Raw genomic sequence first — 16,957 nt, 5'->3', positions numbered from 1 at the left:
CATGACTGTGACCGTACGCATCGCCGACGATGCCCTGGCGCTGGCCTGTGGCGCGGATGCCGTTGCCGCTGCCTTTGCCCAGGCGGGCTGCCAGGTGGAGCGGGTTTCCAGCTGGGGTATGCACTGGCTGGAACCGCTGGCGGAAATCGATGGCGCGGGCTTCGGCCCGCTTGTGCCGGCAGACGTGCCGGGCGTGCTGGCGGGCAACAGCGCCAAGGCGATCGGCCCGATTGCCGATCATCCGTTCATTGCCGGGCAGCAGCGTTTCACGTTCGCCCGCGCCGGCAAGACCCGCCCCTTGAGCCTTGCGGACTATGCGGCCCATGGCGGCTGGGCCGGGCTCTCCCGCGCGCGCGAGATCGGGCCGACAGAGACGATCGCCGAAGTCATGGCCTCGGGCCTGCGCGGGCGCGGCGGGGCCGGTTTTCCCGCCGCGATCAAGTGGACTACCGTGGCGCAGGCGTCGGGCGGTTTGAGATACGTGGTGTGCAATGCCGACGAGGGCGATAGCGGCACCTTTGCCGATCGCATGGTCATGGAAGGCGATCCCTTCATGCTGATCGAAGGCATGGCGATTGCCGCCCATGCGGTGGGCGCGGCCAGGGGCTATGTCTATATCCGCAGCGAATATCCCCATGCCATTGCCAGGATGCGGGCCGCCGCGCAGGCGGCGCGCGCGCACATCGCCCCGTTCGAGGTCGACGTGCGCGTCGGCGCGGGCGCTTATGTCTGCGGCGAGGAAACGTCCTTGCTCAACAGCCTGGAAGGCAAGCGCGGCGAAGTGCGCGCCAAGCCCCCGCTGCCCGCGCTCGAAGGATTGTTCGGCAAGCCCACCGTGGTCAACAACGTGCTGACGCTGGCTGCCGTGCCGTGGATCCTGGCGCATGGCGGCGCGGCCTATGCGGACGTCGGCTTTGGCCGTTCCAAAGGCACGATGCCGATCCAGATCGCCGGCAACGTGAAGCATGGCGGGCTTTACGAAGTCGGCTTCGGCATCACTCTGGGCGAGCTGGTCGAGCGTATCGGCGGCGGCACGGCATCGGGCCGCCCGGTCCGCGCGGTGCAGGTGGGCGGTCCGCTGGGGGCCTATCATCCGCCTGCCGATTTTCACCTGCCGTTCGACTATGAAAGCTTTGCCGCGGCCGATGGGCTGATCGGCCATGCCGGCCTGACGGTGTTCGACGACAGTGTGGACATGAGCGCCCAGGCCCGTTTCGCCATGCAGTTCTGCGCGGCCGAATCGTGTGGCAAGTGCACCCCCTGCCGCCTGGGCTCCACGCGCGGGGTCGAAGTGATCGACCGCATCCGCGCCCGCGCAGGCCGCCCGGCCGATGCGGTGGAAACGCTGCCGCAGATGCACAATGCGCGCAAGGAGGCGCGCAGTCTGGACGACGACATCGCATTGCTTGAAGACCTGTGCGAGACGATGAAATTCGGCTCGCTTTGCGCATTGGGCGGTTTTACCCCCTATCCGGTGCTATCCGCGCTGCGCCGCTTTCCCGAGGATTTCGGGGCCGCGCCAGCCCCCGCCGAGGCGGCGGAGTGATGGGCGGGGCAATGACCAACAGGCTTCTAGGCGCCGTTCTCGCCGGTGGCCGCTCCACCCGCTTCCGCAGCGACAAGGCGCTGGCGCAACTGGCGGGGCAAAGCCTGCTGGCCCACGCGGTGGAAACGCTGCGGCATCACTGCCACGCCGTTGTCGTGGTCGGCCGCGACGATGCGCCGGCGCCCTGCCTGCCCGATGTTCCCCGCCCCGGCATGGGGCCGTTGGGTGGCATCGCCGCCGCCCTGCATCATGCCCGTGACCATGGCTTCGATGCGGTGCTGACCGTGCCGGTCGACAGCTTCGGCCTTGCCGCCGATACTGTGGCCTGGCTTTCCCCGGCACCGGCCTTCTGCGACAGCCAGCCGGTGATCGGCCTCTGGCCCGCAGGCGCGGCGCCGGCGCTCGATGCCTTGCTGGCCAGTTCCGCCAGGCATTCGCTGCGCGCCTTTGCTGCCGCCATCGGCGCACGGGCCGTCACTCTTCCTGTCACGCCCTGCAACATCAACACCCCGGCGGATCTTGCCGCCGCGCAGGAGCATGCCCATGGGCTATGAACGCCAGGCCGATTTCGGCACGCCCGAAGTTCGGTCGGACACCCAGGTGACGCTGGAAATCGATGGCCGCGCCGTCGCTGTGCCGGGTGGCACCACGGTCATGCGGGCGGCCGCGCTTGCGGGCGGGTCGATCCCCAAGCTGTGCGCCACCGACACGCTCAAGCCGTTCGGATCGTGCCGCCTGTGCCTGGTGGAAATCGATGGCCTGCGCGGCACGCCGGCTTCGTGCACCACGCCTGTGGCCGAGGGCATGAAAGTCCACACCCAGACGCCCCGGTTGCAGAAACTGCGGCGCGGGGTGATGGAACTCTACATTTCCGATCATCCGCTCGATTGCCTGACCTGCAGCGCCAACAACGATTGCGAGCTTCAGGACCAGGCTGCCGCCGTGGGCCTGCGCGACGTGCGTTACGGCTATGAGGGCGCCAATCACCTGGCGGCCGAAACCGACGCCAGCAATCCCTATTTCGATTTCGATCCCACCAAGTGCATCGTCTGTTCGCGTTGCGTGCGGGCCTGCGACGAAGTGCAGGGCACGCTGGCGCTCACCGTGGAAAGTCGTGGTTTCGGCGCGGAGATTTCGGCCGGCACCACCTCTGACACGTTCCTGTCGTCGGAATGCGTTTCGTGCGGCGCCTGCGTTCAGGCCTGCCCCACGTCGGCGCTGATGGAAAAGGCGGTGACCGCGATCGGCAAGCCCGAGCGCGCGGTGGTGACGACATGTGCCTATTGCGGCGTGGGCTGCACGTTCCGCGCCGAAATGCGCGGGGAACAGCTGGTGCGCATGGTGCCGTGGAAGGATGGCAAGGCCAATCGCGGCCATTCCTGCGTCAAGGGGCGTTTTGCCTGGGGCTATGCCCAGCACAAGGATCGCATCCTCAAGCCGATGGTGCGGGAAAGCATCGACCAGCCCTGGCGCGAGGTGAGCTGGGAAGAGGCGCTCGGCTTTGCCGCCGCCCGCTTCAAGGCGATCGCCGCCGCGCACGGCAACAACGCCCTGGGCGGCATCGTTTCCAGCCGTTGCACCAACGAGGAAGGCTTCCTGGTGCAGAAGCTGGTGCGGGCCGGCTTTGGCACCAACAATGTCGATACCTGCGCGCGGGTCTGCCACTCCCCCACCGGCTATGGCCTCAAGGCCACGTTCGGCACGTCCGCCGGCACGCAGGATTTCGATTCGGTCGAAGACAGCGACGTGATCCTGGTGATCGGCGCCAATCCCACCGATGGCCATCCGGTCTTCGCCAGTCGCATGAAGCGCCGCCTGCGCCAGGGTGCCAGGCTGATCGTGATCGATCCGCGCCGCATCGATCTGGTGCGGACGTCGCATGTCAGGGCCGATTACCATCTGCCGCTGCGCCCCGGCACCAACGTGGCCGTGCTATCCGCGCTGGCCCACGTGATCGTCACCGAGGGCCTGGTCGATGAAACGTTCGTGCGCGAACGCTGCGATCGGGATGCGTTCCAGCACTGGGCCGAATTCGTCGCGCAAGAGCGCAACAGTCCCGAATTCCTCGAGCCCGTCACCGGTGTTCCGGCCGAGCAGGTGCGCGGCGCGGCGCGGCTCTATGCCACCGGGGGCAATGGCGCGATCTATTACGGCCTGGGAGTGACGGAACACAGCCAGGGTTCGTCAACCGTCATGGCGATCGCCAACCTCGCCATGGCCACCGGCAACATCGGCCGGCGCGGGGTGGGGGTCAATCCGTTGCGCGGGCAGAACAACGTGCAGGGCGCCTGCGACATGGGCAGCTTCCCGCACGAGCTTTCCGGCTATCGCCACGTCTCCGACGCCACAGCGCGCGCGCTGTTCGAAGCGGAATGGGGCGTCAGCATCGATCCCGAACCGGGCCTGCGGATTCCCAATATGCTCGACGCGGCCACCGACGGGCTGTTCAAGGGCCTTTATATTCAGGGTGAAGACATCCTCCAGTCGGATCCCGATACCAGGCATGTGGCCGCCGGCCTCGCGGCGATGGACTGCGTTATCGTGCATGACCTGTTCCTCAACGAAACCGCGAATTACGCCCATGTCTTCCTGCCGGGCTCCTCGTTCCTGGAAAAGGACGGCACGTTCACCAATGCCGAACGCCGGATTCAGCCGGTGCGCAAGGTGATGGAGCCGTTGAACGGCTATCAGGATTGGCAGGTGACCCAGGAACTGGCCCGCGCGCTGGGGCTCGATTGGAACTATACCCATCCCAGCCAGATCATGGACGAGATCGCCCGGTTGACGCCCAGCTTTGCCGGCGTGACTTATGCCCGCCTCGACGCGGAAGGCTCGCTGCAATGGCCGGTCAACGAGGCTGCGCCCAACGGTTCGCCGATCATGCATGTCGACGGTTTCGTGCGCGGCAAGGGCCGCTTCGTGGTGACCGACTACGTGCCCACCGACGAGCGCACCGGCCCCCGTTTTCCGCTGCTGCTCACCACGGGGCGCATCCTCTCGCAATACAACGTCGGCGCGCAGACGCGGCGCACCGAAAACAGCCTGTGGCACGCCGAGGATCTGCTGGAAATCCATCCCGCCGACGCGGAGAACCGCGGCATCAAAAGCGGGGACTGGGTGCGCCTGGCCAGTCGTTCCGGCGAAACCACGCTGCGCGCGACCGTGACCGATCGCGTGGCGCCCGGCGTCGTCTATACCACGTTCCACCACCCGGCCACGCAGGCCAACGTGGTGACCACCGACTATTCGGATTGGGCCACCAATTGCCCGGAATACAAAGTCACGGCCGTGCAGGTGACGCCGTCCAACGGGCCAAGTGCATGGCAGGAAGACTATGCGGCGCAAACCCGCCGGGCACGCCGCATCGCCGGCAGCGCAATGGAGCCGGCGGAATGAGCCGCACGACGCAGGACAAGCTTGCCTACATGGCCAACCAGATCGCGCGAAACCTCAAGCTGGAACTGCATCCTGCCGCCGCCGTGGCGGATCATCTCCGCGCCTTCTGGACGCCGGCCATGCTGCGCCAGCTCGTGGCGCATCTTGCCGCCCATGGCGAAGAAGCGCTCGATCCCGTTGCCCGCGCGGCGCTCGCCCATCTTGCCGCGGGCCACACGCCTCCGCGCCAGAGCGACACGACCGATCCGGCTCGTCACGGCACCGATGCCGGATAGCCTGCCGCCAGGGGCCATCGCCCACGTCTTTGACGAACATTTCGGCGATGGACGTCCTTCCGCCCGACGCCTGCGCGCGTTGGCTGCCGAAGCGCCGGTGGCGATCGAGATCAACGGTCTCGGCTATGCCGTGATGATGGTCACGCCCACCGATCTTGAAGACTATGCCCTGGGCTTTTGCCTTTCCGAACAACTGATCGCCGATCCATCGGGTTTCATCGCGGCCCAGGCGGCGGCGATCGAAGACCGCGGGTGGATCTTGCGGATCACGCTTGCTGTTGCCGATGCCGAGCCGTTGATGGAGCGGGCACGGCTGCGCCTGTCCGAAGGCTCGTGCGGGCTTTGCGGGATCGAAAGCCTGGAACAGGTCTTGCGCCCTCTGCCGCCGGTGGCCGCCGGCCCGGTGGTCGGGGATGCGGCGATCTTTCGCGCCACGGCAGCCCTTGCCGATCACCAGGCCCTGGGTCAGGCCACCCGTGCGGCCCATGCCGCCGCGTTCTGCCGGCCCGATGGCACGATCGTCTGCCTGCGCGAAGATGTCGGGCGCCACAACGCCTTCGACAAGCTGGTGGGTGCCCTGGCCCGCGCCGACATCGAACCGGCCAGCGGCTTTGCCGTCCTGACGGCACGGTGCAGCTATGAACTGGTCCAGAAGGCGGTGATCGCCGGCTTGCCGCTGCTGGTCACCGTATCGGCCGCGTCGAGTCTGGCCGCGGAACGCGCAAAGGCGCACGGCCTGCGCCTGTTCAGCCTAGCCCGCGCCGACAGTTTCCTGGAAAGTTGACCGAAGTTCAGTTCGCTTCCGCCAGCGAAGAGAGCGCCGTGCGCAAAGCATCGAGGCTGACCGGCTTGGTCAGCATCGGCGCGTCGGGCGCGCCGGCATCGGGGTCGAACGAGGCATGGCCGGAAAGATAGAAGAAGGGCGTGCCTTCCTCGCGCAGGCGCAAGGCCACGGGCACCGAAGTCGTATCGCTGCCCAGCGAGAAATCCAGCAAGGCGGCATCGACCGGGCCTTCGTCGAGCGCGGACAGCGCCTGATCAACGGTGGCCACCGCGGTCACTTTGTCATGGCCGAGGTCTGCCAGGTTTTCCTCCAGCAGCATCGCGAGCAAAGGCTCGTCCTCGACAACCAGAATTCGCATGAGTTCAATCCTTGAGGCCGCTATCGCAATCGCGGCAGAAGGCGCACAAGGCCTTTGCTGAAAACTTTGCAAAATGTACTGCATGTGGGGAACAAGCGAAACTGCCGATGATACGAATTCATCGCCAAGGCGGCGATCTGTCCCCCAATTGCAACGGTTCGCCCTGTTTTCCGCGCGTGTCATGTCACGTGGCACCGTTCCGTTCAGCCAATTGTTATCGATAGCGGTATGGCGCTTTCTCCGATTCGCCCGGACTTTTGCCCTGCCCTGTTCATGCCTGCCTTGTTCATGCCTGATCCCGATTTCCTGACGGTGCGCTGGAAACGCGATGTGCTTGTCGGCGGTGCGGTCGCCCTGCTCCATGTGCTGCTGATCCTGGCGCTGGTGCGTGGTCTGGCCGGGGGCATCGCCACGCCGCGCCTGCCCGAAGGTCCTGCGCTGGTGCTCCATGCGCTCTCCGCACCCGATCCGCCGCCTCCGGTCACGGCGTCACCGCCGCCGCCGGCAGCCAGTCGCGTGCCTGCCGGTCCTGCCGGCGCCATGGCTCGCAGGGCACAGCCCAAGGCCGTCGCCGCGCCGCCGCCGCGCATCGTGATCCCCGCGCTGCCGGCCGCGCCCGTTGCCGCCGATGGCGCCGATATCCGTGCCGGTGCAGGGATCAGCGGGACAGGCACCGGTGGCGCAAGCGCGGGCGCGGGAACCGGCAGCGGCGCGGACGGCCAGGGCAGCGGGGCAGGCCTGGCGCAAAATCTTGCCAAGATCGCCGGAGACATTACCGCCACGCGCGATTATCCGGCGGCCGGGCAAGCCGATCGCGCCGGCCGGCAGGTGGTCATCGTGCTGCGTGTCGACACCGACGGCCGGCCCACCGATTGCCGGGTGCAGCAGCCCAGCGGCAATGCCGAGGCGGATGCCGTGACCTGCCGCCTGGCCCTGCAACGCTTTCGCTTCCGGCCGGCGCGCGATGCTCTGGGGCGCCCGGTCGCGGCGGAATACGGCTGGCGGCAGCGTTGGTGGGCACCACAGCGATAAGTCGCATTTTTGCGTTGCCGCACCCTTGAACTGCCCTTTTTCAGCGACAAAATCAGCACTGCGGGGTCGGCTGACGTTGCAATGCAATGCAACTGAATCCGGTCTGCATCGTTTGGTTCATCGAACAGACATATTTCGGGGCGAGCCAGTCAGATGATACGCGACCTTTCCACCTCCTTGCGGCGCGGCACCCCTGTTGGCGGGGCCGTACTCGATTTGTTTGCCGGCGACGCCAGCGCGCGCGCGCCTCTCCGCCGGGTGGCTTTGATCGGCGGTTTCCAGCCGCGCAAATGCGGCATTGCCACGTTTACCACCGACGTTTTTCAGCAACTGGGCCTGTACCATCCCGAACTGGCGGTCGATCTGCATGTCGTCGACAGCCCGACCGAGCCCAACGCCTATCCCCAAGCGCGCAGCGTTATCCGCGCCGATCGTGCCGAAGACTATCGCATCGCCGCGCTGCGGATCAACGAGGATGGCGTCGATGCTGTCTGGCTGCAGCACGAGTATGGTATATTCGGCGGGGATTGCGGGGCGCTTGTGCTCGAATTGATCGATCGCGTGGCAGCGCCGCTGATCGTGACGCTGCATACCGTCCTGGCCAAGCCCTCGGCCCAGCAGCGTGCCGTGCTCGATCATATTCTTGGCCGGGCCAGCGGCGTGATGGTGATGAGCGGGCATGGCCGCGATGTGCTGACGCAGGTCTACGGCGTCGATCCCGCGCGGATCACTATCATTCCCCACGGCGCGCCCGACCGGCCTTTCGGGCGCGCCGCCGCCTTCAAGGCACGCGCGGGTCTTGCCGACAAGAACGTGATCATGACGTTCGGCCTGCTGGGCGAGGGCAAGGGCCTGGAGACCGCGATCGAAGCTCTGCCCGCAATCGTCGCGGCGCATCCCGATACGGTCTATCGCATTGTCGGCGCCACGCATCCCAATCTCGTCGCCACGCGGGGGGAGGCCTATCGCGAAAGCCTGATGGCGCTGGCCGACAGGCTGGGCGTGTCGGACCACGTGATCTGGGACAACCGCTTTCTCGAGACGGGCGAACTTCTCGACCAGCTCGAAGCATGCGATATCTATCTCACGCCCTATCCCAATCTGCAGCAGTCCACCTCGGGCACGCTCAGCTATGCGGTTGCCCTGGGCAAGGCGGTGGTTTCGACACCCTATCTGCATGCGCGCGAACTTCTGGCCGACGGTGTCGGTGCCCTGGTACCGCCACGCTCGGCCACGGCCTTGGCACAGGCGGTCAACGCGCTGCTCGACGATCCGGCCGCGCTCGAGGCCATGCAGCGCCGGGCCTATGCGCGCGGCCGCGAAACCATCTGGCCGCGCTTTGCCGAAAGCTGCGCCCGCCTGGTCAGGACCGTGGCCACGCTGGCGCCGCAACAGGTGCCGCTGACTGCCGTCCCCGGCACCGGCGGCCTCTGGGCGATGTGCGACAGCACGGGCATGCTGCAACACGCGATCGGCATCGTGCCCGATCGGCGCCACGGTTACTGCCTTGACGACAACGTGCGCGCGCTGATGCTGATGGGGGTGGCCGATGGCATTCCCCTGGCAGAGCGCCAGCGCTGGGCAACGGTCTTTGCCGCGTTCGTTCAGCATGCCTGGAATCCCGACGCCGGCCGGTTCCGCAACTTCATGGCCTTCGACCGGTCATGGTGCGAAGACATCGGCTCGGAAGACAGCAACGGCCGCGCGCTCTGGGTACTGGGCCATGCCGCGGTGCACGCACCCGATTCCGGGCTCAAGGCCTGGGCGCGTCAATGGTACGATATGGTGCTTGGCCCGCTCGGCACCGTCGAATACCCGCGCAGCATCGCCTTTGCCATGCTGGGCGCGGCCGAAATCCTGGCAGTGGAGCCCGGCCATGGCCCCAGCCGCGCTCTGATCGAACGCGGCGGCGCTTTGCTCCATGCCCTGCTGGAAAAGGGACGCCGGCCTGACTGGGCCTGGTTCGAAGCCATGCTGGGCTATGATAATCCCCGCCTGCCCGAGGCGCTGATCCGCGCCGGCCGCCTGATGAACCGGGCGGACTGGCTCGATTCCGGCCTCGATGCCCTGCGTTTCATCGCCGCGCAACAGACCAGCGCCACAGGACATTTCCGAGCCATTGGTTCGGAAACGTTCACCCCGCCCCATGCCGTATCCTATGAAGTCAAGCCGTTCGACCAGCAGCCGCTCGAAGCATGGGCGGCGGTGGAAGCCTGCGCCGTGGCATGGTATGCCTGCGTCGATGATGATCAGGACGATGCCCGCGATTTCTGGCGTGGCCATGCCCAGGCTGCCTATCGGTGGTTCCTGGGGGCGAACGATCGCGGCCTGGCGCTGGGCGATCTGGCCAGCGGGCGGTGTCGCGACGGCATTACGCCGCGCGGGGCCAATGCCAATTGCGGTGCCGAATCCATCCTTGCATTCCAGCTCGCGCATTATGCGCTGGCCCGTTTGGAACGCGCGGCCACCCCGCGCGTTGGCAGCGATACCGCGGCGCATGCCCAGCCTCTTGGTCCCAACAGCAAGGTAAGGAGTGTCCTTGGCGATAAAGCTTTCAGACCCCAGCCAATCGCCGGCCAGCCCCCCCTCGGCCCGCAGCGGCTTGCGAATTCTTGAGCAGCGGCTTCATGCCGATCCCTCGCGCGTCGTATTGCGGCCCTTTCACCTGGGCTGGCAGAGCGGCACAGGCGGGGGATCGCGTGCCGCGCGCCTGGTGCAGGATGTGCTTTCCCTGAGCGAGGCCGAAGCCGCCGAAGAATATGCACGCGTTCTCCACGATTTCGAAGAGCGCCACTGGCAGACCGAACAGTTGTTCGAAGAGCGCTATGCCGAAGTGCGCGACGCGCTCGATCTGGATGACGCGGCGATCGATCTGGTGCGCCGGCGTCTGATCGGCGCTTATTTCTGCCACGAATATACCTATGCCGCCGCCGCCCTGATGAACCCGTCGATCGTGCCCCATCCCGATCAGTCGGGCATGCGGGACGGCACGCTGCGCTTCGTGATGAGCCTGCGCGCGGTGGGCGAGGGGCACATCAGTTCTATCGTCTTCCGCGAAGGCCTGGCCCATCCCGACGGCACGTTCCAGCTCTGGCCGCAAAACGCCTTTGCCACGGCGATGCTGCCCGACGTCTGCGCGCCGGCCGAGGCGGACCAGGCGGTCTGGCTGCACCGCCATGCCGAAAGCACGCTGTCCAACAGCGTGATCTTCCCGATTACCGAGCAGCAGCGCGGCGGGCTGGAAGACTTGCGCCTGGTGCGGTTCGATCATGGCGGCGGCGATTACGAGTGGATCGGCACCTATACCGCCTATTCCGGCAGTTCGATCCGGTCGGAGCTGTTGCGCACCCGCGATTTCCGCCGGTTCAGGCTGGAACCGATTCTCGGGCGTGCCGGCCGCAACAAGGGCATGGCACTGTTCCCGCAGACGATCGACGGCCGCTATGCCATGGTCGGGCGCCAGGATGGCAAGAACCTGTTCCTGCTGCGGTCCGACCGCCTCGATTGCTGGGACGATGACGGCGTCCTGCTGATGGAACCCCGATATCCGTGGGAATTCGTGCAGATCGGCAATTGCGGCAGCCCGATCCTGACCGACCAGGGCTGGCTGCTGCTGACCCATGGCGTGGGGGCCATGCGCAAATACGCGCTGGGCTGCGCGCTGCTCGATCGCGACGATCCGTCGCGCGTCCTCGCGCGCAGCAAGGTGCCACTGCTTACCGCGATCGATGCCGACCGTTATGGCTACGTGCCCAATGTGGTCTATACCTGCGGGGCCTTGATGGTCGGGGGAACGCTGCTGGTGCCTTATGGCATTTCCGATAGCGCGGTGGGCTTTGCCACGATCGGGACAGACGAAATTCTCAAGCTGATGGAATGAGCACGCTTGCGCAACCGGCGATCATCGCGCCAAGGATAGGGCCATGATCGCGCAGACCATCCAACTTTCGCTTGCCCCCGTTTTCGTGCTGGTGGCGATCGGCAACATCATGAACATCCTGACCACCCGGCTGGGGCGCGTGGTCGATCGCTCGCGGCATCTCCAGGTCCTGCATGCCGAAACAACCGGCCCGGCCCACGATGCCGTGGTGATGGAAATGCGCCATGTCGATCGCCGCATACAGTTGATCGGGCGCGCGCTGCTGCTGCTGGTGCTGTCGGGCCTGGGCATCGGCGTGACCGTCGGCTCGCTGTTCTTCACGCAGATCACCGGTCTTGTCCATCTGGGCGATGTCACCGCCACGGCGTTCTTCGTCGCCATCGCGCTCCTGATGGTGGCGCTGATCTGCCTCCTGCTCGAAACCCGCATCGTCTCCCGAACCCTGCGCCTGCCGCCAGAGTTTCTGGAGCTTGAGCGCAAGGATCTATGATCGGCGCCTGATCGGCGCGGGACAACGTCAGGCCAGCAGCTTTTCGCCCTTTTCGCGTATCATGCCCTCGATCATGCCACGGGCAAAGCCAAGGCCGGCGGGAATGTCCACGTCGAACAGCAGCCGGTCGTCCTCCAGCGTCACCGCGCTCGGGATGGTAAAGCCCATGGCCGAGACGATCATGGTCAGATGATCGGCATCGGCCCATTGCATTTCCACCCGCGCCACGCCGCCGATCAGGTCGCTCGCCTTGCCCGGGGCATCGCCCAGGCGCGCGGTGATGCGGCCGCGGACTTCGTCCTTGCCAAGGGAATGGGGCAGGGCAATCCGCGTCACGGCGTCTCTGCCGCGCCGTCCAGCGCATCGCCATAGCGATAGTCGAGATAGCGCCCGCGCACGGCAAGGGCGTCGATGTCGCCCACGGCAAGCTGGCGCGTCACCTGGTCGATCTCGGTGCTGATCCTGGCCAGGCCGTCGGCCAGCTGCTGGTCGGCGTTGCGCCCGCCGCGCTCTTCACGGCGCAGGTGGGGGGGAATGCGGCGCCATGTCTCCACCATGCCAGGCAGGTGCTCGCCCACCAGGCTGCGCACTTGCGCCACGGCCGGCTCGGCGGGGTCGATGCCTTCCAGCTGCAATCCCAGCCCGTCAAGCTGCGTGCCGATCTGGTCTACCAGCCGCACGGCCGGCGCGGGCAGCGCCGGCGCCTGCGCTTCCAGCCACAGCTGGGTGCGGCCCACCATGGTGCGCACGTCACCGCGGTTGATAGTGGCGATATCGGGAACCTTGAGCCGCGGATAGGTGGCAAAGAAGCCCAGCACGCCGATGATCGCCAGAACCGTCAGCAGCAGCCCCGTCAGCCCGATCCCGTCGATGACGAGCCCCGCCACCATGGCCGCCAGCAGCACCACGCCCACGGCCATGGCCATGCGCGCGGCCTTGCGCGCCAAATGCCTGCGCTTGATCTCCGCCGATCGCGCACCGATCGAGCGCCGCCGCCCGCCCGCGCGCTGATGGGCCAGGCTCGCGCGTGCTTCGCGCAGGATGACGTCGGATTTCGATGCGGTCATGGCTGGGCCTGTCGTGATAAAGGGTCGGTTTCGGGGCAAGAAAAGAACTCGCCAGCGAAGATGTGCCGCATCACCCCTCGAGGCTCAGCAGCGACGGTGTGCCCGCCGGTGCGGCGTTTTTGGCGGCGCCTTCGGCCCGGGCGATATAGCCCTTGGATTTCTCCACTTCGCCTGACAGCGTTTCGACCGTCTGCTTCATCGCGTCCAGGGCCTTGAGCTTGAACGTGTCGATCGTGTCCATCGTTTCATAGATGTTCTGGAAAGCCCGTTGCAGCGTTTCGAGCGGGATCGTGCTCGACGCGGCCATCTCGTGAATGCGGCCGGTCTGCTCGCGCAGCAGCTTGCCGGTCGAATCGATGATATTGGCGGTCGTGCTATTGAGCGCCGTGATCTGTTCCAGGACCAGGCGCTGGTTCGTCATCGCCTGGGCCACCGTCACCGCGGTGCGCAGTGCGGCAACAGTCGTGGTACTGGCACGGTCCACGCCTTTGACCAGTTCGACGTTGTTCTTCTTGACAAGGTCGAGCGCCAGATAGCCCTGCACGGTGACGGCCATCTGGGTCAGAAGATCCTGCGTACGCTGGCGGGTATAGAACAGCGCGCTTTCGCGGATCGCCTTGGCCTTGGCCGGATCGCTGTGGTCAAGATCGGCCGCCGCCTCCTCCAGCTTGGTATCGAGCAGGCGCGCGATGGCGATCATCTGCTCGAGCTGGCCCATCGCTTCCCACAGCTTCTGCCGCTCCACGTCGATCGCGGCATTGTCCATCAGCAGTTCGTCCTTGCCGGCCGCCAGCCGTTCCAGGATCGCCTTGATATGCCCTTGGGCCGAAACGTAGCCGTCGAAATATTTCTTCATGCTGTTGCCGAAAGGAATGATGCCCAGGATCTTGCGCCCGGAAGACAGGTTTCCCTTGCGCGCCGGATCGAGGTCTTCGATCGTGCGGCGCAGTTGCGCGAGATCGGCGCCGACGCCCGAATCCTTGTCCATCGCGCGGATCGGGCGGTCGAGAAAGCGGTTGGACATCCCGGCCGCCTGGGCGATTTCCTTGCGGCCCATGGCTGTCAACTGGTCCACCCGCTTGCCGAATTCCGGGCTGGCCGCATCCTGGGCCAGCAATTCGGCCACGAACGCATCGGCCTTGGCTTCCAGCTTGCCGCGCGTTTCCTCGGCCACGGGTACCAGCCCTGCCGCCTGGTGCGGCGCCACCACCGGCACGGGATCGGGCGGCGTCAAGGTGATGGCCGGTTGCTGGGCGGTGTCCAGAGCGGTCTGCGTGGCGGAAGGGGTGGTGGCCATGAAGCGATCCTGTCTAGTCCAGGCAGCAAAGGCATTGCCGCCGCGCGCGAAGATGGCGATAGGCAGCCCTGCGTGCAAGGCGCTATCGGATGAACGGCCGATCCGTTCCGCCCGATGGCGATATCCCCCCGCATGCCGGCCCTTTCGGGCTGGTCGACAGCGCCGCGCCGTGCCGCCACATTCGCGGTATGACGCAAGAGGCAAAGCACGTCGCGGTTTTCGGCGCATCGGGCGGGATCGGCGCGGCCCTGTTAGCGGCGCTGGCCGCGCGGGACGATGTCGCCGTGGTGCACGCCGGCGCGCGCCGGCCCCTGGCGCCGGCGCCGAACGTGCGCCCTTTCGTTTTCGATTATGCCGATGAAGCCGGTGTCGCGCAGGCCTGCGCCGCGCTGGCGGAACAGGGTCCGCTCGATATGGTGCTGGTGGCCACCGGCCGCCTGACCCTGGCCGACGGCACGCCGCCCGAAAAGAGCGTGCGGTCGCTTTCGGCGGCGGCGCTGGCCGAACAGTTCGCGGTGAATGCCATCGGCCCGGCCATGATCATGGCCCGCGTGCCCGGCCTGCTTCCGCGCGATCGGCGCAGCGTCTTTGCGGTTCTATCGGCCCGGGTCGGTTCGATTGCCGACAATCGCCTGGGCGGCTGGCACGGCTATCGTGCGGCAAAGGCGGCGCTCAACATGCTGGTGCGCGGCCTGGCGATCGAACTGGCGCGCAGCCATCCCCACGCCATCGCCGCCGCGCTTCACCCCGGCACGGTCGCCACGCCCCTGTCCGCCCCGTTCCAGCGCGGGGTAAAGCCGGAAAAGCTGTTCACGCCCGCCTATTCCGCAGGCGCCATGCTCGATGTCCTCGACCGGCTTGAGCCGGCGGTCAGCGGCAGGCTGTGGGCGTGGGACGGGGCGGAAATTCCGTTTTGACCGGGTGCCGGCACCGGCCGTTCAGGCGGCCAGGCTATAGGGCTCGATCTCGCCCGAAAGGTACAGTTTCTTGGCCTTGGCGCGGCTTAGCTTGCCCGAACTGGTGCGCGGCAGCGTGCGCGGCGGGACGAGTTCGACCACGCAGTTCATGCCGGTGATCGAGCGCACCTTGTCGCGGATCTGATCGCGCAGCTTTACCCGCTCCTCCGGATCGGACACGCGGCAATGCACCAGTACCGCCGGGGTTTCCTCGCCGTTTTCGGCTTCCACCGAGAACGCGGCGATATCGCCCTGGTGAAAGCCGGGCAGTTGTTCCACCGCCCACTCGATATCCTGCGGCCAGTGGTTCTTGCCGTTGATGATGATCATGTCCTTGGCGCGGCCGACGATGAACAGATAGCCCTGGGCGTTTACATAACCCATGTCGCCCGTATCGAGCCAGCCATCGACCATGCAGGCATTGGTCGATTCCGGATCGCGGAAGTACGAATGCATGACCGACGAACCGCGGCACCACACCTTGCCGATGTGGTGATGGTCCAGCACTTCGCCGTTTTCGCCGCGGATGGCCACGTCCATGCCCAGAACGGGCAACCCGCAGTTGACGATGGCGCGATAGCGGGCGGGACGGGAAAGGTCGCGCGGCGAACCCGAAAGGCGCTCTTCCTCCACCAGTTCCACGCGGATGCCTTCGCCCGGTGGCATGATCGTCACTGCCAGCGTCGCTTCGGCCAGGCCGTAGCTGGGCAGAAAAGCGCTGGCTTTGAACCCGGCGTCGGCAAAGGCGTTGACGAAACCCTGCATCACGTCGGGGCGGATCATGTCGGCGCCATTGCCCGCCACGCGCCAGCGCGACAGGTCGAACCGTTCGGCCACATGGGTCTGGCTGGAAATGCGCCGGGCGCAGATGTCATAGCCGAACGTGGGCGAATAGGACAGCGTCGTGCCCTGGTTGCGGCTGATCAGGTCGAGCCAGGCCAGCGGACGGCGGGCGAAATCCTCGGTCTTGAGGTAATCGACCGATACCTGGTTGGCGATGGGCGAAAGGAAGCAGCCGACCAGGCCCATGTCGTGATACCACGGCAGCCAGCTGACGCAGCGATCGCCATCGCCGATCTCCATGCCGTGCGAATGGCCGGCCAGATTGGCCAGCAGCGCGCGGTGCGTGACTGCCACGCCATGGGGAAAGCGGGTGGAGCCGCTGGAATATTGCAGATAGCAGATCGCGTCGGGATCGGCCGGGGGCAAGGCAGCGTCGGCAAGCGCGCCTTCGTCGAACCGTGCCCAGCTCAGGCCGGTGCAGCCCTGGCGCGCGGCGGCCTCGCCGCACATTTCGGCCAGTTCGCCGGGATAGACCAGCAGGGCCGGATCGCAACTGGCCAGTTGTACGGCCAACTGGTCGATATAGTTTTCCTTGCCGCCAAAGCTGGTGGGCAGGGGCAGCGGCACCGGCCAGGCGCCGGCATAGACCGCGCCGCAGAACAGCGCCGCGAATTCTGGGCCGGTTTCGGCAATCAGGGCGATCCGGTCGCCTGGCTTGATCCCGCGCGCCACCAGCCGCCGCGCCGCGGCCAATGCATCGCCGCGCAACCGGGAAAACGGATAGACCTGCTTCAGCACGCCGCGCGGATCGTGGAAATTGAACCCTCGTTCGCCCTGCGCGGCATAGTCCAGCGCGTCGCAGAACGTGGCGAAATCCGCGTAACGGCGCGGCTGCGCGTCGTCGTTGGGCGTTGGAACTAGCGCCATGGTGTCTGCAACGGCGGCCGAAACGGTCATACGGAACCTCGAAAGCGCGTGATCATCGTGTTCATGCCGCCCAATCCGCACCGCGGCGGCGAATGGCGACGGACCGGCTCCTTGCGGGAACCGCGCGATGGCGCAAGCCCCTGGACCAAGAAACCGCAGGCCGTGG

Annotated in this window: 15 protein-coding genes; 10 read left to right on the top strand and 5 right to left on the bottom strand. The window is 66.5% G+C overall.

All coding sequences use genetic code 11. From position 1 onward, the window contains the following. Position 1: 1 nt before the first annotated feature. From AC3EDY_RS07050 to fdhD, 5 genes are read left to right on the top strand one after another with little or no spacing between them, the layout of a single operon-like run. Positions 2–1,546, top strand: a complete 1,545-nt coding sequence (locus AC3EDY_RS07050) for an NADH-ubiquinone oxidoreductase-F iron-sulfur binding region domain-containing protein (protein WP_488571769.1) — start codon at positions 2–4, stop codon at positions 1,544–1,546. Positions 1,547–1,557: 11 nt separating this feature from the next. Then, entirely contained in the window at positions 1,558–2,100 is a 543-nt protein-coding gene (mobA, locus tag AC3EDY_RS07045) for a molybdenum cofactor guanylyltransferase (RefSeq protein ID WP_488571768.1), read from the top strand. Then, positions 2,090–4,942: a formate dehydrogenase subunit alpha gene (gene fdhF / locus AC3EDY_RS07040; protein ID WP_488571830.1), complete on the top strand. Its 2,853-nt coding sequence runs from the start codon at positions 2,090–2,092 to the stop codon at positions 4,940–4,942. The genes mobA and fdhF overlap by 11 nt, the downstream gene beginning before the upstream one ends. Beyond that, positions 4,939–5,217, top strand: a complete 279-nt coding sequence (locus AC3EDY_RS07035) for a formate dehydrogenase subunit delta (RefSeq protein WP_488571767.1) — start codon at positions 4,939–4,941, stop codon at positions 5,215–5,217. The genes fdhF and AC3EDY_RS07035 overlap by 4 nt, the downstream gene beginning before the upstream one ends. Then, entirely contained in the window at positions 5,207–6,001 is a 795-nt protein-coding gene (fdhD, locus tag AC3EDY_RS07030; RefSeq protein ID WP_488571766.1) for a formate dehydrogenase accessory sulfurtransferase FdhD, read from the top strand. Before AC3EDY_RS07035 ends, fdhD begins: the two co-directional genes overlap by 11 nt. Positions 6,002–6,008: 7 nt before the next feature. Here fdhD and AC3EDY_RS07025 read toward each other — a convergent pair whose 3' ends face one another. Then, positions 6,009–6,359, bottom strand: coding sequence for a response regulator (locus AC3EDY_RS07025; protein WP_488571765.1), 351 nt, complete (start codon positions 6,357–6,359; stop codon positions 6,009–6,011). A gap of 273 nt (positions 6,360–6,632) precedes the next feature. Here AC3EDY_RS07025 and AC3EDY_RS07020 point away from each other — a divergent pair, with 273 nt between their 5' ends. From AC3EDY_RS07020 to AC3EDY_RS07005, 4 genes are all read left to right on the top strand, one after another. Continuing rightward, the gene (locus AC3EDY_RS07020; protein WP_488571764.1) at positions 6,633–7,391 is read left to right on the top strand and encodes a TonB family protein; all 759 of its coding nucleotides are present in this window, start codon (positions 6,633–6,635) and stop codon (positions 7,389–7,391) included. A 153-nt stretch (positions 7,392–7,544) separates the two neighbouring features. Continuing rightward, positions 7,545–10,007: a glycosyltransferase family 4 protein gene (locus AC3EDY_RS07015; protein WP_488571763.1), complete on the top strand. Its 2,463-nt coding sequence runs from the start codon at positions 7,545–7,547 to the stop codon at positions 10,005–10,007. Further along, complete coding sequence (locus tag AC3EDY_RS07010; protein WP_488571762.1) at positions 9,994–11,271, top strand: glycoside hydrolase family 130 protein; 1,278 nt, start codon at positions 9,994–9,996, stop codon at positions 11,269–11,271. The genes AC3EDY_RS07015 and AC3EDY_RS07010 overlap by 14 nt, the downstream gene beginning before the upstream one ends. A gap of 43 nt (positions 11,272–11,314) precedes the next feature. Then, positions 11,315–11,761 carry a DUF2721 domain-containing protein gene (locus AC3EDY_RS07005; protein WP_488571761.1) on the top strand — a complete coding sequence of 149 codons (447 nt, stop codon included), beginning with the start codon at positions 11,315–11,317 and terminating at the stop codon, positions 11,759–11,761. Between the two features lie 27 nt (positions 11,762–11,788). Here the strand turns inward: AC3EDY_RS07005 and AC3EDY_RS07000 are convergent, their stop codons facing one another. The 3 genes from AC3EDY_RS07000 to AC3EDY_RS06990 all read right to left on the bottom strand — a co-directional run bounded on the left by AC3EDY_RS07000 (position 11,789) and on the right by AC3EDY_RS06990 (position 14,125). Then, the gene (locus AC3EDY_RS07000; RefSeq protein ID WP_488571760.1) at positions 11,789–12,097 is read right to left on the bottom strand and encodes a hypothetical protein; all 309 of its coding nucleotides are present in this window, start codon (positions 12,095–12,097) and stop codon (positions 11,789–11,791) included. Beyond that, positions 12,094–12,828: a hypothetical protein gene (locus AC3EDY_RS06995; RefSeq protein WP_488571759.1), complete on the bottom strand. Its 735-nt coding sequence runs from the start codon at positions 12,826–12,828 to the stop codon at positions 12,094–12,096. The genes AC3EDY_RS07000 and AC3EDY_RS06995 overlap by 4 nt, the downstream gene beginning before the upstream one ends. A 70-nt stretch (positions 12,829–12,898) precedes the next feature. Continuing rightward, positions 12,899–14,125, bottom strand: coding sequence for a toxic anion resistance protein (locus AC3EDY_RS06990; protein WP_488571758.1), 1,227 nt, complete (start codon positions 14,123–14,125; stop codon positions 12,899–12,901). A gap of 89 nt (positions 14,126–14,214) precedes the next feature. On the opposite strand from AC3EDY_RS06990, the gene AC3EDY_RS06985 reads away from it, so the two are divergent. Continuing rightward, a complete protein-coding gene (locus AC3EDY_RS06985) occupies positions 14,215–15,042 on the top strand; it encodes an SDR family NAD(P)-dependent oxidoreductase (protein WP_488571757.1) in 828 nt (275 codons plus the stop codon). 21 nt (positions 15,043–15,063) lie between these two features. On the opposite strand, the gene AC3EDY_RS06980 is transcribed toward AC3EDY_RS06985, so the two are convergent. After that, entirely contained in the window at positions 15,064–16,821 is a 1,758-nt protein-coding gene (locus AC3EDY_RS06980; RefSeq protein WP_488571756.1) for a fatty acyl-AMP ligase, read from the bottom strand. Positions 16,822–16,957: the final 136 nt, after the last annotated feature.

The sequence above is a fragment of the Novosphingobium sp. DS6-6 genome (assembly GCF_057784975.1).
The sequence above is the reverse complement of the archived record's forward strand: the minus strand, read 5'-3'. Positions and strand labels throughout refer to the sequence as shown.